The sequence below is a fragment of the Nocardioides sp. Kera G14 genome (assembly GCF_020715565.1).
Lineage (GTDB): Bacteria > Actinomycetota > Actinomycetes > Propionibacteriales > Nocardioidaceae > Nocardioides.
The window spans coordinates 1079656-1105531 of record NZ_CP085839.1 but is presented as its reverse complement, the minus strand read 5'-3'; the positions used below and the strand labels follow the sequence as shown (position 1 = coordinate 1105531).

At 68.7% G+C, this 25876-nt stretch carries 25 protein-coding genes; 11 read left to right on the top strand and 14 right to left on the bottom strand.

Annotation, left to right across the window (positions count from 1 at the left end; all coding sequences use genetic code 11):
• Positions 1-7: 7 nt before the first annotated feature.
• The 4 genes from LH076_RS05540 to LH076_RS05525 all read right to left on the bottom strand — a co-directional run bounded on the left by LH076_RS05540 (position 8) and on the right by LH076_RS05525 (position 3844).
• Positions 8-1513 (bottom strand): phospholipase D-like domain-containing protein, encoded by a 1506-nt coding sequence (locus LH076_RS05540; RefSeq protein ID WP_227782999.1) that lies wholly within the window; start codon positions 1511-1513, stop codon positions 8-10.
• 182 nt (positions 1514-1695) lie between these two features.
• Positions 1696-2673, bottom strand: a complete 978-nt coding sequence (locus LH076_RS05535) for an electron transfer flavoprotein subunit alpha/FixB family protein (protein WP_227782998.1) — start codon at positions 2671-2673, stop codon at positions 1696-1698.
• Positions 2674-2695: 22 nt separating this feature from the next.
• Complete coding sequence (locus LH076_RS05530) at positions 2696-3496, bottom strand: electron transfer flavoprotein subunit beta/FixA family protein (RefSeq protein WP_227782997.1); 801 nt, start codon at positions 3494-3496, stop codon at positions 2696-2698.
• 21 nt (positions 3497-3517) lie between these two features.
• Positions 3518-3844 (bottom strand): hypothetical protein, encoded by a 327-nt coding sequence (locus LH076_RS05525; RefSeq protein ID WP_227782996.1) that lies wholly within the window; start codon positions 3842-3844, stop codon positions 3518-3520.
• Between the two features lie 31 nt (positions 3845-3875).
• Here LH076_RS05525 and glgX point away from each other — a divergent pair, with 31 nt between their 5' ends.
• The 4 genes from glgX to LH076_RS05505 are packed head-to-tail and all read left to right on the top strand — an operon-like array spanning position 3876 to position 10254.
• Positions 3876-6032: a glycogen debranching protein GlgX gene (glgX, locus tag LH076_RS05520; RefSeq protein WP_227782995.1), complete on the top strand. Its 2157-nt coding sequence runs from the start codon at positions 3876-3878 to the stop codon at positions 6030-6032.
• Between the two features lie 27 nt (positions 6033-6059).
• Positions 6060-7934 carry a maltotransferase domain-containing protein gene (locus LH076_RS05515; protein ID WP_227782994.1) on the top strand — a complete coding sequence of 625 codons (1875 nt, stop codon included), beginning with the start codon at positions 6060-6062 and terminating at the stop codon, positions 7932-7934.
• Complete coding sequence (glgB, locus tag LH076_RS05510; RefSeq protein WP_227782993.1) at positions 7931-9745, top strand: 1,4-alpha-glucan branching protein GlgB; 1815 nt, start codon at positions 7931-7933, stop codon at positions 9743-9745. The genes LH076_RS05515 and glgB overlap by 4 nt, the downstream gene beginning before the upstream one ends.
• On the top strand, positions 9742-10254 hold the full coding sequence (locus LH076_RS05505; RefSeq protein WP_227782992.1) for an NUDIX domain-containing protein: 513 nt from the start codon (positions 9742-9744) through the stop codon (positions 10252-10254). Before glgB ends, LH076_RS05505 begins: the two co-directional genes overlap by 4 nt.
• 18 nt (positions 10255-10272) lie before the next feature.
• Here LH076_RS05505 and LH076_RS05500 read toward each other — a convergent pair whose 3' ends face one another.
• From LH076_RS05500 to LH076_RS05490, 3 genes are read right to left on the bottom strand one after another with little or no spacing between them, the layout of a single operon-like run.
• Positions 10273-11190 carry a co-chaperone YbbN gene (locus LH076_RS05500; protein ID WP_227782991.1) on the bottom strand — a complete coding sequence of 306 codons (918 nt, stop codon included), beginning with the start codon at positions 11188-11190 and terminating at the stop codon, positions 10273-10275.
• Positions 11191-11199: 9 nt separating this feature from the next.
• Positions 11200-12141, bottom strand: a complete 942-nt coding sequence (gene meaB / locus LH076_RS05495; RefSeq protein WP_227782990.1) for a methylmalonyl Co-A mutase-associated GTPase MeaB — start codon at positions 12139-12141, stop codon at positions 11200-11202.
• A 12-nt stretch (positions 12142-12153) separates the two neighbouring features.
• Entirely contained in the window at positions 12154-13347 is a 1194-nt protein-coding gene (locus LH076_RS05490) for an acetyl-CoA C-acetyltransferase (RefSeq protein WP_227782989.1), read from the bottom strand.
• Between the two features lie 48 nt (positions 13348-13395).
• Here LH076_RS05490 and mce point away from each other — a divergent pair, with 48 nt between their 5' ends.
• The 4 genes from mce (at position 13396) to LH076_RS05470 (ending at position 17679) form a co-directional block, all read left to right on the top strand.
• Complete coding sequence (gene mce, locus LH076_RS05485) at positions 13396-13857, top strand: methylmalonyl-CoA epimerase (RefSeq protein ID WP_227782988.1); 462 nt, start codon at positions 13396-13398, stop codon at positions 13855-13857.
• 108 nt (positions 13858-13965) lie between these two features.
• The gene (ccrA, locus tag LH076_RS05480) at positions 13966-15306 is read left to right on the top strand and encodes a crotonyl-CoA carboxylase/reductase (RefSeq protein WP_227782987.1); all 1341 of its coding nucleotides are present in this window, start codon (positions 13966-13968) and stop codon (positions 15304-15306) included.
• 97 nt (positions 15307-15403) lie between these two features.
• The gene (locus tag LH076_RS05475; protein ID WP_227782986.1) at positions 15404-16555 is read left to right on the top strand and encodes a hypothetical protein; all 1152 of its coding nucleotides are present in this window, start codon (positions 15404-15406) and stop codon (positions 16553-16555) included.
• On the top strand, positions 16552-17679 hold the full coding sequence (locus LH076_RS05470) for an AI-2E family transporter (RefSeq protein ID WP_227782985.1): 1128 nt from the start codon (positions 16552-16554) through the stop codon (positions 17677-17679). The genes LH076_RS05475 and LH076_RS05470 overlap by 4 nt, the downstream gene beginning before the upstream one ends.
• Before the next feature lie 4 nt (positions 17680-17683).
• On the opposite strand, the gene LH076_RS05465 is transcribed toward LH076_RS05470, so the two are convergent.
• A complete protein-coding gene (locus tag LH076_RS05465) occupies positions 17684-18655 on the bottom strand; it encodes an EamA family transporter (protein ID WP_227782984.1) in 972 nt (323 codons plus the stop codon).
• A 39-nt stretch (positions 18656-18694) separates the two neighbouring features.
• On the opposite strand from LH076_RS05465, the gene LH076_RS05460 reads away from it, so the two are divergent.
• Positions 18695-19225 carry a CGNR zinc finger domain-containing protein gene (locus tag LH076_RS05460; protein WP_227782983.1) on the top strand — a complete coding sequence of 177 codons (531 nt, stop codon included), beginning with the start codon at positions 18695-18697 and terminating at the stop codon, positions 19223-19225.
• On the opposite strand, the gene LH076_RS05455 is transcribed toward LH076_RS05460, so the two are convergent.
• From LH076_RS05455 to LH076_RS05445, 3 genes are read right to left on the bottom strand one after another with little or no spacing between them, the layout of a single operon-like run.
• Positions 19204-20016, bottom strand: a complete 813-nt coding sequence (locus tag LH076_RS05455) for an alpha/beta fold hydrolase (protein WP_227782982.1) — start codon at positions 20014-20016, stop codon at positions 19204-19206. The two genes, LH076_RS05460 and LH076_RS05455, sit on opposite strands and share 22 nt — an antisense overlap.
• A 4-nt stretch (positions 20017-20020) precedes the next feature.
• The gene (locus LH076_RS05450) at positions 20021-21478 is read right to left on the bottom strand and encodes an MFS transporter (protein ID WP_227782981.1); all 1458 of its coding nucleotides are present in this window, start codon (positions 21476-21478) and stop codon (positions 20021-20023) included.
• A gap of 47 nt (positions 21479-21525) precedes the next feature.
• Entirely contained in the window at positions 21526-22695 is a 1170-nt protein-coding gene (locus LH076_RS05445; RefSeq protein ID WP_227782980.1) for a 3-hydroxyacyl-CoA dehydrogenase family protein, read from the bottom strand.
• A 96-nt stretch (positions 22696-22791) separates the two neighbouring features.
• Here LH076_RS05445 and nucS point away from each other — a divergent pair, with 96 nt between their 5' ends.
• Positions 22792-23490, top strand: a complete 699-nt coding sequence (nucS, locus tag LH076_RS05440) for an endonuclease NucS (protein WP_227782979.1) — start codon at positions 22792-22794, stop codon at positions 23488-23490.
• Entirely contained in the window at positions 23490-23807 is a 318-nt protein-coding gene (locus LH076_RS05435) for a DUF952 domain-containing protein (protein WP_227782978.1), read from the top strand. Before nucS ends, LH076_RS05435 begins: the two co-directional genes overlap by 1 nt.
• A gap of 15 nt (positions 23808-23822) precedes the next feature.
• Here LH076_RS05435 and LH076_RS05430 read toward each other — a convergent pair whose 3' ends face one another.
• The 3 genes from LH076_RS05430 to LH076_RS05420 form a co-directional block, all read right to left on the bottom strand.
• Positions 23823-25049, bottom strand: coding sequence for an MFS transporter (locus LH076_RS05430; protein WP_227783581.1), 1227 nt, complete (start codon positions 25047-25049; stop codon positions 23823-23825).
• A gap of 93 nt (positions 25050-25142) precedes the next feature.
• Complete coding sequence (locus LH076_RS05425; RefSeq protein ID WP_227782977.1) at positions 25143-25667, bottom strand: ferritin; 525 nt, start codon at positions 25665-25667, stop codon at positions 25143-25145.
• A gap of 10 nt (positions 25668-25677) precedes the next feature.
• Positions 25678-25863, bottom strand: coding sequence for a hypothetical protein (locus tag LH076_RS05420; protein WP_227782976.1), 186 nt, complete (start codon positions 25861-25863; stop codon positions 25678-25680).
• Positions 25864-25876 lie beyond the last annotated feature (13 nt).

Genomic DNA, 25876 nt, shown 5'->3' with positions numbered 1-25876 from the left:
ACCCAGCCTAGGAGCCCTTCGGGCCACCCGTCGGCTTGATTCCCATCTTGTGGGTGGCACGGCCGTTGAACATTCCGTTGAAGTGATTGACGTAGGCGGTGTAGACGGCCTTGTCGTTGATCTGCAACGTCATCTCCTCGTTGGCCTTGGAGATGTTCGACCAGTTCTCCGAGCCGGTGATGACGAGGTTGGCGTTGGCACCGTTGTAGGTGCCGCTGATCGCCATGAACTTCAGGTGGGAGTAGAAGCGGGGGCCGTAGCCACCGATGCCGTCCTCCTTGGCCGGGTCACGCCAGGCGAACATCCAGTCGCCGCTGCGCACCGGGATACCGGCCTTGACGAGCTGGGGCCACTGCTTGCCCGGCACGCTCATGATCATCTTGACGTCACAGCCCTGCCGCTTCTTGTTGATCAGCATCTTCGTGAGCGCACGACCGCGGCTTCCGAACATGGCGTACATCGCCACCCGGATGACCGTGCGGCCGCCCGACCCGTATCCGCGGTTCGCCCGGCAGGAGACCTTGTTGATCTGCTGAGCCGGCAGGTCGGCCTTGGCGTTGTACCGGTGCAGGCTCGTCGTCGCGTACGTCGAGGGGGTGTCGCCCATCTCAGCCGCCTGTCGCTGGAAGGAGTACGTGTAGGCCGACGGTGTGGTCGTACTCGTGTAGGTGAGCACTCGTCCGCCCGTCTGCTTCTGGGCAGCCATCTGGGCGAACATCTTCACCCACGTGTCGTAGAGGCCCTTGTCGTTGGCCACTGCATAGGAGTCGTTCCACTGGCGATACACACCCTTGGAGGTCAGGTTTCCCGAGTCGGTGATGACGAGGTACTGGGCACCCCCGGAGCGGCTGAAGGCGAAGACCTTGTCGTGCTCGTTGCCACCCTTGCCTGCCTTGCGACAGCGGCCCGCGCACGCAATGAGGAAACTGTTGCGCTTGGCCTTCTTGCCGAGGACCTTCTGCAGCCGCTTGGCGGTGCTGGACATGACGGACTTGTTGACAACGACCTGGACGCTGACGCCGCGCTTGTAGGCCTTCTTCAGAGCCGAGGCGATCTCAGCGCGGTCGAAGGAGTAGACCGCAATCCGGATCTGCCCGCCCCGCGGCGTGTGCACGATGGCCTGGCGGATGCGCCGCACGATGGCGGTCGCCTTCTTCTTGCCCCCGAGCGGGTCGTTGAAGATCGGACCGAGCTGTGGCCGCCAGCCGGGGAGCCACGGGACGCAGTTGGCCGGCAGCTGAGTCGCCGTCGTGGTCGTCGTCGCGGTCCCGTACGCCGTCACCGTCGCCGTCGGGTTGCCCGTCAGGGGATCGGACTCGACCGTGGTGGCCGTTGGCGTCGGCACGGTCTTGGTCGTCGTGACCTTCTTCCCCGAACTGGTGCAGTCGGCAGCAGTCGCTGCGACCGCCTGCGCAAGGGGCGCGGGCCCCGCCGTCTCGATCACGTTGATACCGACTCCACCGAGGGACGCAAGCGCAACCCCCGTGGCCAGAAGGACCTTCCAGCGTCGCACCCGCATTACCCCCAAAGAATCCTGTTCGGCCGAGCCCCGATTGTGGCATCTACGGTCACACACGTCCCATGAACGAGTCAAAGTAAAAGCGCTGTGAATGGCTGTGAATGACCGTGTCCATCTGGTGAACGAGGATGCCCCCGGCCGGGACACGGCCGGGGGCATCCTCGTGGATCACGACGTCAGCCCTTGCGGGTCTTGATCTCCTCGGTCAGGGCGGGGAGGACGTTGTGCAGGTCGCCCACGACGCCGAAGTCGACGAGCTCGAAGATCGGGGCCTCCTCGTCCTTGTTGACCGCCACAATCGTCTTCGAGGTCTGCATGCCGGCGCGGTGCTGGATCGCACCGGAGATGCCGTTGGCCATGTAGAGCTGCGGGGAGACGGTCTTGCCGGTCTGGCCGACCTGGAACGAGTGCGGCTTCCAGCCCGAGTCGACCGCGGCACGCGAGGCACCGACCGCGGCACCCAGCACGTCGGCGAGGTTCTCGACCGGCTCGAAGTTGCCGCCCGTACCGCGACCACCGGACACGATGATCGCGGCCTCGGTGAGCTCGGGACGACCGGTCGCCTGACGCGGCTGCGTCGCGACGATCTGCGCGGTCTTGGCGGCGTCGGAGATGGTGACCTCGAACGGCGTCACGGCACCAGCACCGGCGACCTCCTCGGGGGCGGCCGAGTTCGGCTTGACCGTGATGATCGGCGTGCCCTTGGTGACCTTGCCCTCGAGGGTGAAGTTGCCGGCGAACACGGACTGGGTTGCGACTGCGGTGCCCTCAGCGGCCTGTACGTCGACGGCGTCGAGGATCAGGCCGGAGTCGATCTTGATCGCGAGCCGGGCCGCGATCTCCTTCGTCTCGGCGTTGGAGGGCAGCAGGATCGCGGCAGGAGAGACCGACGCGGCGAGCTGCGCGAGGGCCTCGGCCTTGGGCGCGACGAGATAGCCCTTGATCTGCGCGTCGTCGACGACGTACACCTTCTCGGCGCCGTAGCCCTTGACGACACCGGCGACGGCGTCGGCCTCACCGGGGGCACCGATGAAGACGGCAGACGGCTCACCCAGGCGCTTGGCGAGGGTGAGGAGCTCCAGGGTCGGCTTCTTCACGGAGACGGCTCCGGAGGAGTCCGGCTGGGCGTCGACGAGAACGAGAACTTCAGACATGGCGATATCTCCTACGGCCGACTCAGATGAACTTCTTGGAGGCGAGGAATCCGGCGAGCGCCTTGGCGCCCGAGCCGTCCTCGTCCTTGACGATCTCGCCGGCGGTCCGCGGCGGGCGGGCCGTCACGGTCTCGACGGCGGTGTAGGCCGCACCCAGGCCGACCGAGCCGGCCTCGACACCGAGGTCACCCAGACCCCAGGTCTCCAGCGGCTTCTTCTTCGCGGCCATGATGCCCTTGAAGGACGGGTAACGCGCCTCGCCCGACTGGTCGGTGACCGAGAGGACGAGCGGGAGCTGACCACCGATGACCTCGGTGGCGTTGTCGGTGTCGCGCTTGATCCGGACCTGGTCGCCCTGCGTCTCCACGACGGAGGCGAGCGTGACCTGCGGCAGGCCCAGACGCTCGGCGAGCATCGCCGGGATGACCGACAGGCTGGCGTCGGTCGAGGCCAGGCCGGTGACGACGAGGTCGACCTTCTTCTCGGCGCCCAGCTTCTCGATCGCCTTGGCGAGCACGAGGGAGGTGGCGATCGCGTCCGAGCCGGCGATGGCGTCGTCCACGACGTGCACACCCTTGTCGGCGCCCATCTGGAGAGCCTTGCGGACAGCGGCCTCGGCTTCGGCGGGACCGACGGTCAGCGCGGTGACCTCGATCTCCTCGCCGTCACGCTTCTCCTTGATCTGGAGGGCCTGCTCGACGGCGTACTCGTCGAGCTCGGACAGAAGACCATCGACGCCAACGCGGTCGACAGTGTTGTCCGACTCGAACCGGCGGTCCGCCGTCGCGTCGGGCACGTACTTCACGAGCACCACAATGTTCATGGAGCCGATGTTACTCGCGAGTCACTTACGTGCAACCGCGGGTCGGACGAAACGGTCCGCAAGCCACCCGAGGGCAAGCCACACCAGGGATCCTAGCCCCCAGTTGAAGAGCGCGTTCTTGGTGTGGGCGTTCTCCGACGTCCATGTCTTCAGGCCGTGGGCACGGTCGAAGATGCCGAGGTCGAGGACGTCCGCCACATGCAGGACCGCGGAGATGAAGGGGTTGTCCTCGTTCGCCTGGAGCGCGATGCAGATCGCACCCAGCGCGAGGACGAGCGCGGCGAGGGAGCAGAGGACCCAGAGAACCTGCGCGGCGATCACGCGCGCCTGAGTGGTCGTCATCTGCATGCGGTGACCTTATCGACGGCACAATGTCCGCGTGGAACTCTGGACACGACTCGGCGAGACACGTTCCGTCTGGCGCGGACGCAACTGGCCGCTCGGCGCGACGTGGGAGCCGGAGTCGACCAACTTCGCCGTCTACGCCCCGCGTGCTCGAGCCATGTGGGTCTGCCTCTTCGAGGAGGGGCCGGACGGAACCGACGTCGAGACGCGCTACCAATTGGTCGAGCAGTCCCTCGGCATCTGGCACGGCGCGCTCCCCGATCTCCGGCCCGGTCAGCGCTATGGCTTCCGGGCCGACGGCGAGTGGGCACCCGAGAAGGGCCTGCGTTTCAACATCAACAAGCTCCTCCTCGACCCCTACGGTCTCGCGACCAGCGGCACCATCCAGAACGAGCAGGCCCTCTACGGGTACCGCTGGGATGACCCGGACGAACCCGACCTCGAGGACTCCGCGCCGACCACCGCCCGCAGCGTCGTCGTCGATCCGACCTTCGACTGGGAGGGTGAGACCCCCATCCAGCGCCGCTGGCGCGACACCGTCATCTACGAGATGCACGTGAAGGGCTTCACCAAGCTCCACCCCCAGGTCCCCGAGGAGCTGCGTGGCACGTACGCCGGGCTCGCCTCCCCCGCTGTTGTGGACTACCTCAAGGAGCTGGGCGTCACCGCCGTCGAGCTGCTGCCAGTGCACCAGTTCTTCTCCGAGCCCTCCCTGCTCGACCGCGGCCTCGTCAACTACTGGGGCTACAACACCGTCTCCTACTTCGCCCCCGATGCGTCCTACAGCTCCTCGGGCGATCGCGGGCAGCAGGTCACCGAGTTCAAGTCGATGGTCAAGGAGCTGCACCGCGCAGGCATCGAGGTGATCCTCGACGTCGTCTACAACCACACGGCGGAGGCCGGCCCCAAGGGCCCGACGCTCTCCTTCCGCGGCCTCGACGACTGCGGTTTCTACAAGCGCGTCCCGCCCGGCCCCCAGGGCGAGTACGACGACACCTACTGGGACGTCACCGGCTGCGGCAACACCGTCAACACGTGGGACGACCTCGCGCTCCGTCTCATCCTCGACTCGCTGCGCTACTGGGTCACCGAGATGCACGTCGACGGCTTCCGCTTCGACCTGATGAGCGCGCTCACCCGCACCGGCACCGACATCGACTTCCACTGTGCACTGCTGATCGCGATCGGTCAGGACCCGATCCTGCGCCACGTGAAGCTCATCGCCGAGCCGTGGGACACCAGCCAGGACGGTTACCTCGTCGGCCGGATGCCGCCGCCGTGGGTGGAGTGGAACGACCAGTTCCGCGACACCATCCGCGACTTCTGGCGCGGCCACGCCCACGGCGTGCGGGACGTGGCGACCCGCCTCGCGGGCTCCAGCGACCTCTACGCGGACGACGGGCGGTCGGCGTACAACTCCGTCAACTTCATCACCGCGCACGACGGCTTCACGCTGCGCGACCTCGTCTCCTACGACGGCAAGCACAACGAGGCCAACGGCGAGGACAACACGGACGGCACGGACAACAACCGGTCCTGGAACCACGGCGCCGAAGGCGAGACCGACGATCCCGGGATCGATGCGATGCGCCGCAAGGACGCAGCGAACATGATGCTGATGCTGCTGCTCTCCAACGGCGTCCCCATGATCACCGCCGGCGACGAGCGGGGCCGCACGCAGCAGGGCAACAACAACGCCTACTGCCAGGACAATGCGATCAGCTGGGTGGACTGGACGGTCGAGGCCGCCTGGCTCGACCTCTTCGAGATCACCAAGGCAGCGATCAAGCTGCGCCGTGACCACCCCGCGCTGCGGCAGCGGCACTGGTTCGCGGGCTCGCCCACGATCGTGGGGGGCCCGAAGGACCTCGCCTGGCTGCACCCGGCCGGGCGCGAGATGAACGACAGCGACTGGGCGGACCCGTCGCTGCTCACGGTCGGCACGTTCGTCTCGGGCGGGCCGCTGCGCTCGTCGGACCGGCACGGTCACCAGATCCTCGACGACTCCTTCGTGCTGTGGTTCAACGGCGCCGACACGCCCGTCGAGGTCACACTGCCGGTCCAGCAGTGGGTGCTCTCCGGCGACGTCGCCCTCTCCACCTGCGACACCGTTCGCCTCGGCATGCCGGTGAAGGCCGGTGACACGCTCACCCTCGGCCCGCGCACGCTGGTCGTCATCCGAGGATCGTGATCGGCGCAACTGGGTAGGTTGAGTCGTATGGCGACTCTTGGCCGGATCCCGATCGTGGACGTCCACCCCGTGCTCGAGTACGGCTCGCCGAAGGCGGCGGTCGGTGAGCCGTTCCCGGTGCGCGCGACCGTCTTCCGCGAGGGACACGACCTGTTCGGCGCCGAGGTCGTCCTGATCTCCCCCACCGGAGTGCGACAGCCTCCGGTGCGGATGGTCGAGATCGTGCCCGGCACGGATCGTCATGAGGCGTGGGTCACCGCCGGTGAGCCCGGTGCCTGGAGTTTCGAGATCCAGGCGTGGTCCGACCCGATCGGAACGTGGTTGCACGACGCGCCGATCAAGATCGCCGCCGGGGTCGACGTCGACCTCATGCACCTCGAGGGCGAGCGACTGTTGGAGCGCGTGCGCGCCGAGGGCTTCGTCCCCGACGTCGGTGACACGTTGATGGATTCACTCGCCGTCGCAGCCTGCACCCATCCCCTGAGGGACCTGCTCACCGTGGTCGGCCCGCTCCCGACGTACGTCGACAGGCGCCGGGCACTCACGGGGAGCTGGTACGAGTTCTTCCCGCGGTCCGAGGGCGGCTTCGTCGGTGCCACGAAGCGACTCGACGCGATCGCCGCGATGGGATTCGACGTGGTCTACCTGCCGCCGATCCACCCGATCGGCGAGGTCAACCGGAAGGGGCCGAACAACATGGTCCTGCCCGTCGGCGAACCGGCGCCGGCGGACTGGGTCGGCAGCCCGTGGGCGATCGGCTCCAAGCACGGTGGGCACGACGCGATCGAGCCGTCGCTCGGCACACTCGACGACTTCGACGCGTTCGTCGCGCGTGCCTCCGAGCTGGGCCTGGAGATCGCGCTGGACCTCGCACTGCAGGCCGCGCCGGACCACCCGTGGGTGACGTCCAACCCGGAGTGGTTCACCACGCGTGCCGACGGCACGATCGCGTATGCGGAGAACCCGCCGAAGAAGTACCAGGACATCTACCCGATCAACTTCGACAACGATCCCGACGGCATCCGCGCCGAGGTGCTGCGCATCGTGCGGTTCTGGATGGACCGCGGCGTGCGGATCTTCCGCGTCGACAACCCGCACACCAAGCCGGTCGACTTCTGGCAGTGGCTCCTGGCGCAGGTCCGCGAAACGGACCCCGACGTGATCTTCCTGGCCGAAGCGTTCACGCGCCCGGCGATGATGCGCACGCTGGGAGAGGTGGGATTCCACCAGTCCTACACCTACTTCACGTGGCGCACGGGTCGCGCCGAGATCGAGGACTACCTCACCGAGGTGAGCAGTCGGACCGACCACATGATGCGGCCTGCCTTCTGGACGAACACGCCGGACATCCTCCACGCCTACCTCCAGGAGGGAGGCCATGCGGCGTTCCGGATCCGCGCGGCACTCGCCGCCCTGTCCAGCCCGACCTGGGGCGTCTACAGCGGTTACGAGCTCTGCGAGCACGTGCCGCGTCCCGGTGCCGAGGAGTACATCGACTCCGAGAAGTACCAGCTCGTGAAGCGCGACTGGGCGCGGGCGGAGGCCAAGGGCAGGTCGCTCGCCCCCTGGCTGACCCGCCTCAACGAACTGCGTCGCGCCCATCCCGCGCTGCAGCTGCTGCGCAACCTGCGCATCGTCCCTGTGGAGGGTGACGAGATCGTCGCCTTCACCAAGACGACGCCGGGCGAGGACGGCGAGATCCTCATCGTCGTCGTGGCCCTCAACCCGACAGGCCCGGTCGAGAGCATGGTCCACCTCGACCTCGCCGCCCTCGGCCTGCCCCCGCGCTTCACCGTCCGCGACGAACTCAGCGGCGCGACATGGGAGTGGGGTGCCGACAACTACGTCCGGCTCGACCCGGTGGCGGGCCAGGTCGCCCACGTTCTCGTGGCGACGCGATGAACTCCACCCACACCGACCTCTGGCGCCGGCAGGGCGCCCACGTGCTGCGCGACGCTGCCGGCCACCTCGTCGGCACCCGCTTCACCGTCTGGGCTCCGCATGCGCGCGACGTGCAGGTGAAGGGCGACTTCAACGACTGGGACGGCGGTCGCAACCCACTCACCCGCGGCGACGACGGCGTGTGGACCACCGTCATCGACGGAGTCGCGGCCGGCGCGCGCTACAAGTTCGCGATCCACGGCTCGAACGGACACTGGAGCGATCGGGCGGACCCGCTCGCCCGGCGCGCCGAGGTCGCCCCCGCCTCGGCGTCGATCGTGGAGGAGTCCCACTACACGTGGGACGACGGCCCGTGGTTGGCCCGACGGAGCACCTGGCAGGCGCATGCTCAGCCGTTCTCGACGTACGAGGTCCATCTGGCCTCCTGGCGTCGCGGCCGCTGCTACCGCGACCTCGCCGACGACCTCACCGCGTACGTCGTGGAGATGGGCTTCACCCACGTCGAGCTGATGCCCGTCATGCAGCATCCGTTCGGCGGCTCGTGGGGCTATCACGTCACGGGCTACTACGCGCCGGACTCACGGCTCGGCTCACCCGACGACTTCCGCTATCTCGTGGACAAGCTGCACCAGGCCGGCATCGGCATCATCCTCGACTGGGTGCCCGGCCACTTCGCGACCGATGACTGGGCGTTGGGTCGCTTCGACGGACAGGCGCTCTACGAGCACCCGGATCCCCAGCGCGGATTCCATCCCGAATGGGGCTCGTGGATCTTCGACTTCGGCCGGCCGGAGGTGCGTGACTTCCTCATCTCGAACGCACTCTACTGGGCCGAGGAGTTCCACGTCGACGGGCTCCGCGTCGACGGTGTCGCGTCGATGCTCTACCTCGACTACTCCCGCAATGACGGCGAGTGGAAACCCAACATCCATGGGGGTCATGAGCATCTCGAGGCGGTGCAGTTCCTGCAGGAGCTCAACGAGATCGCCTACGGACGCGTGCCCGGCATCGTCCTGATCGCCGAGGAGTCGACCGCCTGGCCGGGCGTCACGCGGGCGACCGAGCACGGCGGTCTGGGCTTCGGCTTCAAGTGGAACATGGGCTGGATGCACGACACGCTCGAGTACATGCAACGGGAGCCCGTCCACCGGCCCTGGCACCAACACGACCTCGCCCTTCCCCTGACCTACGCGTGGTCCGAGAACTTCGTGCTGCCCCTCAGTCACGACGAGGTCGTGCACGGCAAGGGCTCGTTGTTGACCAAGATGCCCGGCTCACGCGAGCAGCAGTTCGCCGGTCTGCGCGCCTATCTGGCCTTCCAGTGGGCCCATCCCGGCAAGCAGCTCCTCTTCATGGGTTGTGAGATCGGCCAGGTGGCCGAGTGGGCCGAGTCCGGGGAGATCAACTGGTGGCTGCTCGATCCGGCGTCGTCCGGCGACGCCGCCGGGCATTCCGGCGTCCAGGCCCTCGTGCGTGACCTCAACCGGGTCTACCGCGACTGCCCCGCACTGTGGTCGCTCGACAACCAACCCGACGGCTTCCGCTGGATCGACGCCGACGACAGGGACCACTCCACCTTCTGCTTCCTACGCCAGGGCGGCGGCGCGGAGCTGGTCGCCATCCTCAACCTCTCCGACCAGCAGGTGCGGCGCTCCTTCGACCTGCCGGAGGGCAGTTGGCGGGCCGTGCTGAACACCGACGGGTCGGCGTACGGCGGCCACGACCGCGGCCCGAGCCTGCCGGTCACCGCGGCCGACACCTTCGACCTGCCCCCGCTGACGATGCTCTGGCTGCGTAGGGTGAGTGCGTGACCGATCGGCCCGACCCGCGCGACGACGAGGGTGTCCGCTCCTATCTCAACTCGGTGCTGCCGCGGAAGCGTGCCATCGGACAGATGCTCATCCGCGCCGAGGGCGACGAGCCGCGCGTGCTGCTCTGCCAGCTCACCTACAAGCGCGACTGGGACCTTCCCGGTGGCGTCGTCGAGGTCAACGAGTCCCCCGCCCTCGCCGTGATGCGTGAGGTCGAGGAGGAGCTCGCCCTCACGATCCCGACGAGCGAACTGCTGCTCACCGACTGGCTGCCTCCGTGGAGCGGTTGGGACGACGCGGTCTGCCTCGTCTTCGACGGCGGCGTGCACGAGGCGGCGCTGGTCGACCGGGTGGTGCGGCAGGCGCGCGAGATCAAGTCGGTGGCCTTCTGCACGCTCGACGAGATCGACGAGCGGGCCAAGGACTTCACCGCTCGCCGGATCCGCGCGGCCCTCGCCCGGGTCGACGGCGAGGGAGCGGTCTACACCGAGTCCGGCCGCCCCCTCTGACCACGAGATCCGGGGAGGTCAGAAGAGCGCGGAGGCGAGGTTGCGGCGGGCGGTGAGAACCCGCTGGTCGTCGTTGCCCACGGCCTCGAAGAGCGAGATCAGGTGCTCACGTGCCTTGGTGCGCTCATCCCCCGCGGTCCGTGCGACCGTGTCGACGAGCCGGGCGAAGGCCTCCTCGACCCGCCCGTCGAGCAGGTCGAGGTCGGCGGCCATGATCTGGGCGTGGAGATCGTCGGCGTTCTCCGCAGCAGCGCGGGCGGCAGCAGCGTCGACGCCCTGGGTGCGCTGCAGCACCTTCGCCATGGCCAGGCCACGGGCGGCCTCGGTGTCGGCGGGGTTGCCGTCGACGAGCTTCTGGTACTCCGCCACGGCAGAGTCGATGTCGCCGGACACGAGTGCCTCCTCGGCGGCGGCATAACGCGGGTCGGCGCCCTCCTCGCCGTCCTCGGCCGCGGCATGGCGGGGCTGGTGGCGCGCGGTGATGCCCTGCATGGTCAGCTGCTGACCCAACTGCTGGAAGAGCGCCTGCAGCTCCTCGGTGCTGACCACCCCGGGAATCGGCTGCATCGCCGGGCGCCCGTCGAGCAGGACGTACGTCGTCGGCACCTGCTGCACCTGCAGGGCACTCGCGAGCGCCGGCGCCTGATCGGCATCGACGAGCGCCGCGAGGAAACGGCCGTCATAGCCTTCGACGACCGAGGCCACGTCGCGGCCGTAGTCGGCGCTCGCCGGCATCCGCGACGGAGAGGTGAAGACCATCACGACCGGCGCCGTCATCGACGCCTCGACGACAGCCTGGAATCCCGCCTCGTCGGAGACGGGGACGGTGTAGGCGCCGGTGGTCGGCGTACCGCCTGCCGCTCCGCCCGCGGGAGGCGCTGCCGGGGCGGGAGTGGGTCGCTTGAGTCCGGAGAGGTCGAAGGCGCCGTGCGTCATGCGGTCATTCTATTGAGGCCCGATGAGGCGGTCGGCCGCGGTGTAGGGGTCGGACTCCCCCGCCGCCACGGCCCGCGCGAGCGTCTCGAGCTCGCCGGCACCGCCGACGTCACCCCACCGCGCACGCATCATCTCCAGCGCGATCGCCTGGACCTCTTCACGCGCCCGTCGCGCCCGTCGCTCCCCCAGCTCGCCCGTCTCGGCGAGCCACGCGTGATGGCGGTCGATCGCGGCAGCGACCTCGTCGAGGCCGGTCCCGTCCTGGGAGACGGTCTTGAGGATCTCGGGCTGCCACGCGCCTTCGCGCCTCTCGGCGAGGGAGAGCATGCCGCGCAGGTCCCGGCTGACGTTCGAGGCGCCCTCACGGTCGGCCTTGTTGACCACGAAGAGGTCGCCGATCTCGAGGATGCCGGCCTTCGCCGCCTGGATGCCGTCGCCCATGCCGGGGGCCAGGAGGACGAGGGTGGTGTCGGCGAGGGCGGCGATCTCGACCTCGGACTGGCCGACGCCCACGGTCTCGATGATCACGGTGTCGAAGCCCGCGGCGTCGAGGACCCGGACGGCCTGAGGCGTGGTCCACGCCAGCCCGCCCAGATGTCCACGCGAGGCCATCGAGCGGATGAAGACACCGGCATCCGTGGCATGGTCGCCCATCCGGATCCGGTCACCGAGCAGCGCTCCCCCGCTGAACGGCGAGGAGGGATCCACCGCCAGTACGCCGACCCGCTGGTCCCGCTTGCGCAACTCGGTGACCAGCGCGCTGGTGGTCGTCGACTTCCCGACGCCCGGCGACCCGGTGATTCCCACGATGCGGGCATGCCCGGTGTGTGGCGCGAGCTCGGCCATCACGTCGCGGAGCAGCGGTGAATCTCCCTCGACGAGGGAGATAAGGCGAGCGACCGCCCGGGGAGAACCTCCCCGGGCGGCCGCTACGAGTTCGTCAGGCCGCACAGTCGGACTGTGTCACGCCTTCGCAGGCACGCGCAGCACGAGGGCGTCACCCTGGCCGCCACCGCCGCAGAGGGCCGCGACGCCCACGCCGCCACCACGACGAGCGAGCTCGAGCGCGAGGTGGAGCGTGATGCGCGCACCGGAGGCACCGAGCGGGTGGCCGATGGCGATGGCGCCACCGTTGACGTTGACCTTCTCCGCGTCGATGCCGAGCTTGGCGGCCGACTCGAGGCCGACTGCGGCGAACGCCTCGTTGAACTCGACGAGGTCGAGGTCCTCAGCGGCGAGGCCGGCCTTCTCGAGCGCCTTGGCCGTGGCGTTGGCCGGCTGCAGCTGCAGGGAGGAGTCCGGGCCGGCGACCTGGCCGTGCGAGACGATCTCGGCGAGCCAGGTGAGGCCGAGCGACTCCGCCTTCTCCTTGCTCATCACGACGACGAACGCGGCGCCGTCGGAGATCTGGGAGGCCGAACCGGCCGTGATGCTGCCGGTCTTGGAGAAGGCCGGGGGCAGCTTGGCGAGGCTCTCGGCCGTCGTGTCGGCGCGGACGCCCTCGTCGGTGGTCACGACGACGTCGTCGCCGCGGCGCTGCGGGATGGTCACCGGGACGATCTCGTCGTCGAAGACGCCGTTCTTCTGCGCAGCAGCGGCGAGCTGGTGTGAGCGGGCCGCGAACTCGTCCTGCTCCTCACGGGTGAGGGGGATGTCGCGGTCGGCGTTGATCGCCTCGGTGAGGGCGCCCATCGCCTGCGTGGTGGCCTGGTCGTAGAGCGCGTCGTAGGCCATGTGGTCGACCAGCGTGGTGTCGCCGTACTTGAAGCCCTCGCGGGACTTCGGGAGGAGGTGGGGAGCCTGCGTCATCGACTCCATGCCACCGGCGACGACGATCTCCGCCTCGCCGGCACGGATGAGCTGATCGGCCTGCGCGATGGCGTTGATGCCCGAGAGGCAGACCTTGTTGATCGTGATGGACGGCACCGACTGCGGCAGGCCCGCCTTGAGGCCCGCGGTGCGCGCCGGGTTCTGGCCGGCACCGGCCTGGAGTACCTGGCCCGCGATGAGGTAGTCGACCTGGTCGGGTGAGACGCCCGCCTTCTCGAGGGCGCCCTTGATGGCGACGGCGCCGAGGTCGGAGGCGGCGAGCCCCTTGAAGCTTCCGAGCAGACGGCCGATCGGGGTACGCGCCCCAGCAACGATCACAGTGGTCATGACTCCACGTTACCCGTCGGTAACAACGATGGCTAGGGCTGTGCCACGATGGGTTTCATGACGTCCTCACTGGAGATTCCCGCGCACCTGTTCACGGCCATCGACCACGTCGGCATCGCGGTTCCCGACCTCGATGAGGCCATCGCGTTCTACGAGACGACCTTCGGCCTCAAGGAGATCCACCGCGAGGTCAACGAGGAGCAGGGGGTCGCCGAGGCGATGCTCGCCGTCGGCGACACCGACTCCAAGATCCAGCTGCTCGCTCCGCTGAGTGCCGAGTCGACGATCGCGAAGTTCCTCGACAAGAACGGCCAGGGCATCCAGCAGCTCGCCTACCGCGTCGTCGACGTCGACGAGGTCAGCGCGATCCTCCGCGAACGCGGCGTCCGTCTCCTGTACGACGCCCCCCGCCGGGGTACGTCGGACTCCCGGATCAACTTCGTCCACCCCAAGGACGCAGGTGGCGTCCTCGTCGAGCTCGTCGAGCCCGCCAAGGACGCCACCCACTGAGGATCGGCGCAACCGTCGAGGCGGCTCAACCGATCACCCGCGTGGGATCGAAGTGAACTGGACCACAGGGCTAGCAAAGTTTGTTACCCGCCAGTAACGTCCCGTCCCATGCACAAGATCCTTGACGCCATCCAGTCTGGTGAGGCCACCAGTGCGGACTTCGCCAACCTCGAGCTGCCCGAGTCCTACCGTGCCGTGACCGTCCACAAGGACGAGGTCGAGATGTTCGAGGGCGTGCCCTCGAAGGAGAAGGACCCGCGCAAGTCGCTCCACGTGGACGAGGTCGCCCTTCCCGAGCTCGGCCCGGGCGAGGCCTTCGTCGCCGTGATGGCGTCGGCGATCAACTACAACACGGTGTGGACGTCGATCTTCGAGCCGGTCTCGACGTTCGGCTTCCTCGAGCGTTACGGCCGCGAGTCCGACCTCGGCGCGCGGCACAACCTGCCGTACCACATCGTCGGGTCCGACCTCTCCGGCGTGGTGCTCAAGACCGGTCCCGGTGTCACCAAGTGGAAGCCGGGCGACCGCGTCGTCGCGCACTGCCTCTCCGTCGAGCTCGAGGCCCCGGACGGCCACAACGACACGATGCTCGACCCGTCGCAGCGCATCTGGGGCTTCGAGACCAACTTCGGCGGTCTCGCCGATGTCGCGATGGTCAAGGCCAACCAGCTCATGCCGAAGCCCGAGCACCTCACGTGGGAAGAGGCTGCGTCGCCGGGTCTGGTCAACTGCACGGCGTACCGCCAGCTCGTCTCCGCCAACGGCGGCAACATGAAGCAGGGCGACAACGTCCTCATCTGGGGCGCCTCGGGCGGCCTCGGCGGCTTCGCCACGCAGTACGCCCTCAACGGCGGCGCCAACCCGATCTGCGTCGTCTCCAACGAGGAGAAGGCCCAGATCGTGCGCTCCATGGGCGCGGACAAGATCATCAACCGCTCCGAGATGGACTTCAAGTTCTGGAACGAGGAGGGCACCAAGCAGAACCCGAAGGAGTGGCAGCGCCTCGGCAAGGCCATCCGTGAGCTCACGGGCGGCGAGGACATCGACATCGTCTTCGAGCACCCCGGCCGCGAGACCTTCGGCGCCTCGGTCTACGTCACCCGCAAGGGCGGCACGATCACGACCTGTGCCTCGACCTCGGGCTTCATGCACGAGTACGACAACCGCTACCTGTGGATGAACCTCAAGAAGATCATCTCGAGCCACTTCGCGAACTACCGTGAGTCGTGGGAGGCCAACCGCCTCATCGCGCAGGGCAAGATCCACCCGACCCTGTCCCGCACCTACACGCTCGAGGAGACCGGCCAGGCCGCCCTCGACGTGCACCACAACAAGCACCAGGGCAAGGTCGGCGTCCTCTGTCTGGCGCCCGAGGAGGGCCTCGGCGTCACGAACGAGGAGTTCCGCGCGCAGCATCTTGAGGCGATCAACAGGTTCCGAGGCGTCTAGTCGAGGAGCCCGTTGACTCGTCGGGGCATCTGACAAGATGGGGAGGCGCGCGAACCCCCAGGCGCGCGTCTCCCCTATCTGAGTTGAGAGTTGACCCATGAGCGATCAGGGCCTGTCGATCTTCGACGCCGGCAAGTCGGCCGCCCCCACCTCCGGACCGCCGAACGGCCTCGCCGCCGCCAGCGGCACTCTTCCCCTCGCCCGTCGTGGCGGCTATGAGAAGGATCCGGTCGACGCGCTGCTCGCCACGTGGGGAAAGCAGATCGAGGCCCTGAAGGCCGAGGCGGACGCGGCGAAGAAGAAGGCGGCCGAGCTCGAGGAGCGCCTCACCGCCGCCACCGAGCAGCTCACCGAGACCCAGGCGCCGTCGTACGCCGGTCTCGGCGGTCGCGCCAGCGCGATGCTCCGCCTCGCCGAGGAGGAGGCAGCGGAGATCCGGGCCAACGCCGAGCGCGACGCCGCGGAGATCCGGGACCAGGCCCAGCGCGACGCCCGGGCCCTGCGCCTGGCGGCGACGCAGGAGCTCGACGGGATCAAGGCCGAACAGCTCAAGGAGCTCGAGGACCATCGCTCCCGGCTCCTCAGCGACGCCGAGCACGAGCGCAGCCTCGCGCGCGCCCACGCCGACGACCTGCTCGCCGCGGCCAAGCGTGACGCCGACCAGCTCCGGCTGGCTGCCGAGCAGGAGACCACCGAGATGCGGACCCAGGCGCAGCGCGAGGTCGAGCAGGCCCGTGCCGGTGCTGACCGGGAGGTCCAGGAGGCACGCCGCATGCTGGCCGTGGAGAAGGAGCGCCTGGCCCGCGAGGCCACCGACTTCCACGCCTCCAAGCTGGCCGAGACGCGCTCGCTCGTCCAGGACGCCGAGGCGCGAGCCGCAGCGGCCGAGGACCGGGCGCGTGCGGCCAACAACCAGATCGCCCAGTCGCGCCAGCAGGCCCAGTCCGACACCGAGTCACTCCTGGCCAAGGCCAAGCGCGAGGCCGACCAGATCATCAACGCGGCACGCAACCAGGCCGAGTCGATCGAGCTGGCCGGCACCGCCGACGCCGAGCGCGCCCTGGCCGCCGTCAAGGCGGAGGTCGCGCGCATGACCAAGCGCCGCGACGCCATCTCGGCACAGCTCTCCTCGCTCGGTGACATCGTCGCCGGCTTCAGCCGGGATGACACCGAGGAGACCGAGGAGCCGGCGGAGCAGACCCAGGCCACGCCGGCTGCTGAGACGACGCAGACGGACCAGAGCGAGTGACCGACTCCCCGGTCGTCGACGACGGCACCAACGGCACCGAGGATGAGGGCATCCCGCAGCCGGCGGGAGTCGATCTCGGCACGCCCGGCAAGCGGTTCGACCGCAGGGCGCCGTACCTCTTCGGCGTGCTGTTCGGCATCGGTCTCCTGACGGCGGCCGCCATCGGGATGATCATGTGGACCATCTCGGGGGTGCTGGTCCAGATCGTCGTCGCGTTCTTCATCGCGGCCGGGCTGAACCCGTCGGTGGCGTTCTTCGAGCGTCGCGGCTTCAAGCGGGTGTGGGCGGTGACCGTGGTCATCGCCCTGGTGCTCGCGGCCCTCGTGCTCTTCTTCGTCGCCTTCGTCCCGGTCATCACCGACCAGGTCACCCGGATCACGACCAACGCGCCGACCTGGCTCGACTCGCTCCAGAGCAACCGGCACATCCAGAAGCTCGACGACGATTACCACGTCATCGAGAAGATCAAGGAGTACGTCACCAGCGGCGACGTCGCCTCCAACCTCTTCGGTGGAGCGCTCGGGGTCGGCCTGGCCGTCGTCGGCGCACTGCTCAACGCCTTCGTCGTCTTCGTGCTGACGCTCTACTTCCTCGCCGGCCTGGACACCACCACGAACGCGGTCTACAGCCTCGCGCCGGCCTCGCGCCGCGACCGGGTCAGCAAGCTCGGCGACCAGGTGATCCGCGGCATCGGCGGCTACGTCTCAGGTGCCTTCATCGTCGCCCTGTGCGCCGGCCTCTCGTCGGCGATCTTCCTCTTCGTCGTCGGCCTGAGCCAGTACGCCGTCGCGCTGGCCTTCGTCGTCTTCCTGCTCGACGTCATCCCGATGATCGGTGCCACGATCGGGGCGCTCATCGTCTGCGCGATCGGGTTCGCCACGGATCCGAAGATCGGCATCGCCTGCGTGATCTTCTACCTGATCTACCAGCAGCTGGAGAACTACGTGATCTACCCACGGGTGATGTCGCGCTCCGTCGACATCCCGGGCTCACTCACGGTCATTGCAGCCCTCATCGGCGCCTCGCTCCTCGGGGTCGTCGGCGCCCTTCTCGCCATCCCGACCGCCGCAGCTCTGCTCCTGATCACCCGTGAGGTCTTCGTGCGACAGCAGGACCTCAGCTAGCGGCTCAGCTCGGCGGCAGCACGGGATCGTCGGCAGTACCTTCGCCGGCCTTGACCGCGATCACACCGGCGAGGATCAGCAGTCCCCCGACGAGCTGGATCGCGCTGGGCAGCTCGGCGACGAAGAGCCAGGCGAAGAAGACGCCGGAGACGACCTCGAAGAGGGCGATGAAGGCACCGAGCCGCGCCCCCAGCAGGCGGCCTGCGGCCACGCCGGTCAGGTAGGCGAGGCCCGACGTGATCACGCCGAGCGCGAGCACGGGCACCCACCACGGGAACTCGTGGCCGCGCAGGACGACCTGGTCGGTGCTCGCCGCCATCGGCAGGACACCCACGACGGCGAGGACCACCATCGAGAGGGTGCCCAGGACCAGGCCTCCGGCGGCGAGCGTCACCGGTGGAAGCCCACTCGCCTCGTCGGCGTTGACGACGAAGTACGTCGCCGCGCCGATCATCGCGAGCAGGGACCAGGCCACGCCTGAGAGATTGAGCGTGGTCCCACCGGTGAGGTTGAGGACGAGTACCAGCCCCGCGGCGGCCAGGGCCGCCCCCACGAGGGTGATGACGCCGGGACGCTGGCCGTGGCGCAGCCACAGCCAGAGCACGACGGTCGCCGGGGCGGTGTACTCGATGAGGAGCGCTGGGCCGACCTCCATGCGCTCGACAGCCATGAAGTAGCAGAACTGGGCACCCGTGACGGCAAGGATGCCGTAGGCGACGAGCAGGCCGAGGTTGGCGCGGAGCAGGTGCCACCGACCGTCGAGCGCCCTGAGCCCGAAGGGCAGGGCCACGACCGCACCGATCGCCGAGCGCACGAGCGCGGTCGCACCGGGACTCCAGCCGGTCTCGAAGAGCGACGACGCGAAGCCGCCGGACATGCCGAAGGTCAGCGCCGAGATCGCCGCGAGCAGGACACCACTGGCGAGTCGCGAGGCAGGCGCACCGGCGATCGTCTCGTCATGGGCCACAGTGCTCATGACTCATGACACTAGGTGGCGATCCTGTAATCTGTCAACGTGGTATTCGCCCATGACACCGAGTTGACCCTGCAGGCCGTCGTGGAGCTCGTCAACACCGCCGACGATCCCGACGGGCTCACGTCGGTCGACCAGTTGCAGGCCTTCCGCGCGCGGTGGGAGTGGACCGGCCGCTACGACGGCACGAAGGCGGAGCTGGAAGCGGTCCGGGCTCTGCGCGGCCCCCTGCGTGCACTGTTGCTCGCAGGGCGTGATGAGGCGGCCGAGATGGTGAACGCGATCCTGGACGAGGCCGGCGCCGTTCCCCGCCTCGTGCGACACGAGACGCTCGACTGGCACATCCACGCCGAGCCGCCGAATGCTCCGTTCGTGACCCAGCTCGCGGTGGAGACGGCGATGGCGATGGTGGACGTCATCCGCGACAACGAGTCCTCGCGCATCGCGGTCTGCGCGGCCGACGACTGCGACTCGGTCGCCCTCGACCTCTCCCGCAACCGGTCCAAGCGGTTCTGCTCGACCACGTGCGGCAACCGGGCGGCCGTGCAGGCCTACCGCGCGAGGAACGCCTGAAGGATCTGCAGGAAGAGCTCCGGCTTCTCCGAGTGCACCCAGTGGCCGACGCCCTTCATCGTCACCTTGCGCGCCTGGGGGAACCAGCGATGCATCGCCTCGTCGAACTCCGGACGGACGTAGCTGGACTCTCCCCCGGCGATCCACAGCACCGGGCCGGCGTACGGCTGCGCCTCGGCCAGCGCCTTGGCGGGCCAGCTGGCGAGCGCCGCCCCGTCCCGCGCGAGTACGTCGACATTGGCCGCCCAACGCCAGCCACCGCCGTCCGCGGGGTCGACCCGATGCAGGTTCTGCATGAGGAAGGCGCGAATCGTGTCGTTGGGGACCTGCGGCAGCAGCGCCGCCTCGACCTCGGCTCGTGAGCCGAAGGAGGCGAGGTCGACGTCCCGCAGGATGCGCGCGTAGCGCAGCACTCCCCCGGTCGTCTCGTCCTCCTCGACCGGGTAGTCGACGGGTGACATGTCGGCCACGACGAGTCGGGCGACGAGCTGCGGGTGGAGCAGGGCCGTCAGCATCGCGACCTTCCCACCCATCGAGTGCCCGACGAGCGTCACCGGGTCGTCGGCGTCGAGCAGCCCTGCGACCGCCTCAGCCATCTCGACGTAGTCGACGTGGTCGGTCCACGGCGAGCGGCCGTGGTTGGGCAGGTCCACGAGCGTCACCCGGTGCCCGTCAGGCCCAGCGGCAAGGGTGCGCCCGAGCGTGTGCCAATTGCGCCCCTGGCCGAAGAGACCGTGCAGGAAGACGATCCGACTCCCCGTCTCACCGAGGGTCGTGGTGTGGAGCTGCACCTGGTCAGGCTAGCGCCGGCTCCGCGTCGTCGGCCGTCAGGGGCTGCGCGATGCTCTCCAGTGAGCGGCCCTCGGCGCGCACGCCGAGGAACGCCTCCACGACGCCGCCGGCGACCATCAGCGCGGCGCCGATGAAGTAGCCGATCGCGATCGCGGTGATGTCCTTGTCGGCCGAGGCTCGGTCGATCAGCCAGCCGAAGAGCAGCGGGCCGCTGATCCCGCCGACGGCCGTGCCGATCGCGTAGAAGAAGGCGATGCAGAGGGCACGGGTCTCCATCGGGAACACCTCACTCGCCGTCAGGTAGGCCGCGGACGCCCCGGCCGACGCGAAGAAGAAGATCACCGCGCCCATGATCGTCAGCGTCGTGGCGTTGAAGTCGCCGAGGAAGAAGCCGGCGCCGGCGAGCAGCAGGCCCGACAGGACATAGGTCGCAGTGATCATCCGCACGCGCCCCAGTCGGTCGAAGAGTGGACTGAGCAGGAGCGCGCCGAGGAAGTTGCTGACCGCGAAGGCAGCGAGGTACCAGCCGGTCTGGCCGACGCCGAGGAAGGTGGTGAGGGTGTCGCCGTACGTGAAGAAGAAGGCGTTGTAGAGGAACGCCTGCCCGACGAAGAGGGAGAAGCAGAGGATCGTGCGCTTGGGGTAGAGGGTGATGACCGTCTTCGCGATCAGGCCGACACCGATGGACCTGCGTTGGCGCACGGTGATGGTGTCGTCCGGGGTGGAGAGCTGCTCGCCCGTCTCGTCGGCGACCGTCCTCTCGATGTCGGAGACGATCCGCTCGGCCTCGTCCTCGCGGCCGTGGATGAAGAGCCAGCGCGGGCTCTCGGGCACGTGTCGGCGTACGACCAGGATGCCGACGGCGAGCACGGCGCCGAGGGCGAACGCGAGCCGCCAGCCCCACGAGGCGTCGATGACGTGCGGGTCCAGCAGCGGGATCGTGAGCAGCGATCCACCTGCGGCGCCGACCCAGAAGGAGCCGTTGATCGCCACGTCGACACGTCCGCGGTACGGCGCCGGGATGAGCTCATCGATGGCGGAGTTGATCGCGGCGTACTCACCGCCGATGCCCGTGCCGGTGAGGAAACGCGCGCCGAAGTACCACCACGGCGCAGGCGCGAAGGCGGTGAGCACGGTCGCGATCGTGTAGACGCCGAGGGTCGCGAGGAAGAGCTTCTTGCGCCCGAAGCGGTCGGTCAGCTGGCCGAAGAAGAGTGCGCCGAGGCAGGCACCCGCGACGTACGCCGCCCCGGCGAAGCCGACGTCGAAGTTGCTCATGCCGAGCCCGGTGTCGTGCGGCTTGAGGGCGTCCGACATCGAGCCGACGATCGTGACCTCGAGACCGTCGAGGATCCAAACGGTCCCGAGGCCGATGACGATCATCCAGTGCCAGCGGGCCCAGGGAAGCCGGTCCAGGCGAGCAGGGATGTTGGTGGTGATACGGCCCGTCTCGACGCTCATGGTGCGGGAATTACCCGGCTGTGATCAGCGCCATACTCAGCTGCGGGTCAGCTGTAGTCGTGGAAGCCCTTCTTGGTCTTGCGACCCAGCTCGCCGGCGGCGACCTTCTCCTTGAGCGTGGCGGCCGGCTCGAGGCCGGGCTCCTTGAACTCCGCGAGGAGCTCCTCCTGGATCGCCAGCGAGACGTCGTTGCCGACCACGTCGAGGAGCTCGAACGGGCCCATCGGGAAACCGGCGGTCTCCTTGATCGCCGCGTCGATCGTGCCGAGCTCCACGCCGTCCTCGCTCAGCTTGATCGCGTCGTTGAGATAGGGGAAGAGCAGCGCGTTGACGATGAAGCCAGCACGGTCGGAGCAGGAGACGCCGACCTTGCCGACCTTGGCGGTCAGCGCCTTGACCGTTTCGTTGACCTGGGCGCTGGTGGCGTCGGTGGTGACGATCTCGACAAGCTTCATGACCGGCGCCGGGTTGAAGAAGTGCATGCCGATGACATCGGCGGGGCGGCTGGTCGCTGCGCCGAGCTGGGTGATCGGGAGGCTGGAGGTGGTGGTCGCAAGGATCGCGCCCTGCTTGGCGATGCGGTCGAGGTCGCGGAAGAGCTCGAGCTTGATGTCGAGGTCCTCGGCGATGGCCTCGACCACGAGGTCGACGTCGGCGAGGTCCTCGCGACTGGTCGCGCCGGTCAGGCGGCCGAGGACCGCGGCCTTGTCGTCCTCGGTCGACTTCCCCTTGGCGATCGCGCGATCGAGGTTCTTGCCGACGTACGCCGTCACGCCGGCCAGCTTCTCCTCGGAGCGTCCGACGACGACGACGTCGTAGCCGGCCTGGGCGAAGACCTGTGCGATGCCGCTGGCCATCGTCCCGGTGCCGACAACGCCGACCTTGCTGATCTCGTGCTTGAGCTCAGGAGCGGCCTCACCCTCGGCGGAGCCCTGAGTGAAGGAGCCACCCTCGCCGGCGATCTTGACGAGCAGGTCGGCGGGCTGGTGCAGGTGATCGCCCGTCTCGGTGAAGCGCTTGGCGAGCGCGTCCAGCACGACGGCGGGGCCGATCTCGTCGAGGACGGTCAGCGGGCCCTTCGGGTAGCCGCAGCCGAAGCGCATGCCGTGGTCGATGTCCGTGGCGGTCGCGTAGCCGACCTCGAACATGCGCACCGCGTGGTTGAGGTAGGGGTAGACGAGGGTCTCGAAGATCTGCTCAGGAGTCTCAGCGCTCATGAGGCTCGATTCTGGCAGGCGGAACCGCCCTTGGCTACCGGTGAGTAACATTGGAACGAGACAACTTCCGTGCGCTCTGTCATAGGCTTGCGCGCCGTGCGACTTGTGGTGGCGACCTGCCAGGTGGACTACGCCGGGCGGCTGACCGCCCACCTCCCGAAGGCGACCCGGGTGCTCATGCTCAAGGCCGACGGGTCGGTGCTGATCCACTCCGACGGCGGCTCCTACAAGCCGCTCAACTGGATGTCCCCGCCCTGCAGCTTCCGCGAGGGCCTGAGCGAGGACGGTGACATCGAGTGGACCGTCTCGGCCAAGGCGCCCAAGGGCGCGATCCCGGACCAGCTCCGGATCCTGATCCACGAGGTCCACCACGACACCTCCCACGAGCTCGGCGTCGATCCCGGGTTGCAGAAGGATGGTGTCGAGAAGCACCTGCAGGAGCTCCTCGCCGAGCACCCGTCCACTCTGGCCGAGGGCCTGACGCTCGTACGTCGCGAATTCATGACCGCCATCGGCCCGGTCGACCTGATGTGCCGCGACGCGGCCGGTGTCTCCGTCGCGGTCGAGATCAAGCGCCGCGGCGAGATCGACGGCGTCGAACAGCTCACCCGCTACCTCGAGCTGCTCAACCGCGATCCCCTCCTCACCGGTAAGGGCCCGGTCCGAGGCATCTTCGCCGCCCAGGAGATCAAGCCCCAGGCCCGCGTCCTCGCTGAGGACCGCGGCATCGCGTGCGCGCTCGTCGACTACGACGCGCTCCGTGGCCTCGACAACGCCGAGGAGCGCCTCTTCTGATGCAGGTCTTCCACATCGCGACCGTCGCCGACTGGGCCGCTGCCCAGGCGTCGGGCGTCTACACGACGTCGACCATCGGGCGGACCCTCGAGGACGAAGGCTTCCTGCACGCGTCACGAGGGGACCAGTGGGAGGCGGTGCGCGAGCGCTACTACCGCGGTGTCACCACTCCCCTGGTGCTGTTGGTCATCGACACCGATCTGCTCACGTCGCCGTGGCGGGAGGATCCCGTCGGCGACGACACCTACCCGCACATCTATGGCCCGCTCAACACCCAGGCCGTCGTCACCACAGTGCCGCTCCGACCGCTCCCATAGAACGGCTGACTCGGGCTAGGCGACGCGGACGAACTCGCGGCGCCGGGCGCGACTGCGCGCCGCGATCCGCAGGCTGAGCACGACGACGGCGATCACGGCACCCCCGAGCGCCAGTCCGTTCCGCGGGCCGAGGCTGCCGAGCATCCACCCGAAGAGCGGCGGCCCGACCAACGTCCATCCGGCAGCCGCCGTCTGCCAGGCACCGAGCACCCGACCCCGCAGGTGGGCGGGTGGCCCGGTCTGAAGTACGGTGCCGGCGATGGTGTCCTGCATCGCCTCGACGAGCGCGAGCGGGAGGGCGATCGCCACCAGCATCGGGAGGCCCACGGCCATGGCGGCGATGACCTGCAGGAGAGCGCCGACGAGCGCGAGGCTTGCGACCTGGCCGGTACCCGCCTCGCGCAACCGGCCAGCTGCCACGGCACCGGCGACCGCACCGACAGCCAGGACGGTCGAGACCAGGCCGAAGTCCGCTGCGTCGCCGCGGAACGGCCCGGTCACGAGCGTCGCGAAGCTGAGCGTGTAGTTGCGGCCGAGCACGGACGTGAGGCCGCCGATCACCAGCAGGCCGAGCAGGGCCGGCGAGCGCCAGAGCCAGGTGAAGCCCTCCCGCAGACCGGTGCCTCGACTGCGGCTCAGCGAGGTGGGCACGTCGCGGCAGCTGCGCACGAACGGGACGACGGCGACCACGGCGAGGAACGAGAGCCCGTTGAACGCGTACGCCGCGGGAATGCCGAGAACGGCGATCACGACGGCCGCGGCCGACGTACCGATGACGCGACCGGCGGAGACGGAGACCGAGCCGAGCGCGATCGCACTCGGGACATCGCGCTCAGGCACCAGCTCGCAGCCGAGCAGCGCGGTGGCCGGACCGTCGACCGTGGCGATCGCACCGGTGAGGAACGCGAGGCCGAGCAGCACCGGAACCGAGAGGTGGTCGGAGGCTGCCAGGACGGCGGTGACCAGGGCGACCGCCGCCAGCAGGGCGTGACTCGCCGCCACGGTCGCGCGGCGGGGAAGGCGGTCGACCAGGGCACCGCCCACGACGCCGAGGAGCAGGCCCGGCGCCGCCTGGAGCGACAGCGTCAGACCGGTCAGCGAGGGCGAGCCGGTGAGATGGAGGACGAGCAGGCTCTGGGCGACCAGCTGCATCCACGTCCCGATGCCGGAGACGAGGTGGGCGGTCGACCAGAGCGCGAAGTCGCGACGGCGCAGGCAGCGCCAGGGGCTTGAAACGGTGATGACGGGCTCCGGGACAGACGAATGTTCGCCCGGAGGATCGGCGGGCGGCCGCCTAGGTTAAGACACCCGGTGCCGCCAATCCGCATTACCGCCTCAGGCGCCGGCGATCTTCGGCGCGGTGGGGTCGGTGCCCTCATCGCCGGCCTCGCGGGCGACGTACTCCTCGATCTGCTCGACATCGCCCTGGTTGCGGGTGACGACGGCGAGCAGGTCGGACATGGTCGCGACCTCCTCGACCTGCTCCTTGATGAACCAACCCATGAACTGCTCGGAGGCGAAGTCGATCTCCTCGCGCGCGATCCGGTAGAGGTCATTGATCTCGGCGGTGACCCTCTTCTCCGCGTCCAGCGCCAGCGCGACCGGCTCGACGACGTCGTTGAACGTCGAGACGACGGCCGGAAGCGCACCGATCTCGACGGGAGAGTCGGTGTCGATGAGGTACTGCACCATCATCAGCGCATGGTCGCGTTCCTCGGCGGCCTGCGCGTAGAAGAACGCGGCCATCTGCGGCATCGTCAGCGCGTCGTAGTAGACGGCACAGGCGAGGTACTGGTTGTGCGAGAAGAGCTCGTTCGCGATCTGGACGTTGAGCTGCTGGACGAAGCGTTCGGCGACCACGAGGAGGACCCTACGCGACCTTCTTGAGCTGCTTCTTGGTGACCGGCGAGCCGTCCTTGGCGTTGACGAGCTTGCGCCGCTTCACCGTCAGGCCCTTGGGAAGGTCGCCGTCCTTGAGCATGCGCAGCGGGCAGCGCCCGCACTTGCTCTTGGACACGCAGCACTCCGTCTTCGGGAGCTTGGCCTTCTTCCCCATGAGAGGAAGTTAG

Bases quoted from the DNA above. Each gene is read 5' to 3' on its own strand.
- LH076_RS05535 (WP_227782998.1), bottom strand. From the start codon at position 2,673: ATGTCTGAAGTTCTCGTTCTCGTCGACGCCCAGCCGGACTCCTCCGGA.
- LH076_RS05530 (WP_227782997.1), bottom strand. From the start codon at position 3,496: ATGAACATTGTGGTGCTCGTGAAGTACGTGCCCGACGCGACGGCGGAC.
- LH076_RS05525 (WP_227782996.1), bottom strand. From the start codon at position 3,844: ATGCAGATGACGACCACTCAGGCGCGCGTGATCGCCGCGCAGGTTCTC.
- LH076_RS05515 (WP_227782994.1), top strand. From the start codon at position 6,060: ATGGCGACTCTTGGCCGGATCCCGATCGTGGACGTCCACCCCGTGCTC.
- glgB (WP_227782993.1), top strand. From the start codon at position 7,931: ATGAACTCCACCCACACCGACCTCTGGCGCCGGCAGGGCGCCCACGTG.
- LH076_RS05500 (WP_227782991.1), bottom strand. From the start codon at position 11,190: ATGACGCACGGCGCCTTCGACCTCTCCGGACTCAAGCGACCCACTCCC.
- LH076_RS05490 (WP_227782989.1), bottom strand. From the start codon at position 13,347: ATGACCACTGTGATCGTTGCTGGGGCGCGTACCCCGATCGGCCGTCTG.
- mce (WP_227782988.1), top strand. From the start codon at position 13,396: ATGGGTTTCATGACGTCCTCACTGGAGATTCCCGCGCACCTGTTCACG.
- ccrA (WP_227782987.1), top strand. From the start codon at position 13,966: ATGCACAAGATCCTTGACGCCATCCAGTCTGGTGAGGCCACCAGTGCG.
- LH076_RS05475 (WP_227782986.1), top strand. From the start codon at position 15,404: ATGAGCGATCAGGGCCTGTCGATCTTCGACGCCGGCAAGTCGGCCGCC.
- LH076_RS05465 (WP_227782984.1), bottom strand. From the start codon at position 18,655: ATGAGCACTGTGGCCCATGACGAGACGATCGCCGGTGCGCCTGCCTCG.
- LH076_RS05450 (WP_227782981.1), bottom strand. From the start codon at position 21,478: ATGAGCGTCGAGACGGGCCGTATCACCACCAACATCCCTGCTCGCCTG.
- LH076_RS05445 (WP_227782980.1), bottom strand. From the start codon at position 22,695: ATGAGCGCTGAGACTCCTGAGCAGATCTTCGAGACCCTCGTCTACCCC.
- LH076_RS05435 (WP_227782978.1), top strand. From the start codon at position 23,490: ATGCAGGTCTTCCACATCGCGACCGTCGCCGACTGGGCCGCTGCCCAG.
- LH076_RS05420 (WP_227782976.1), bottom strand. From the start codon at position 25,863: ATGGGGAAGAAGGCCAAGCTCCCGAAGACGGAGTGCTGCGTGTCCAAG.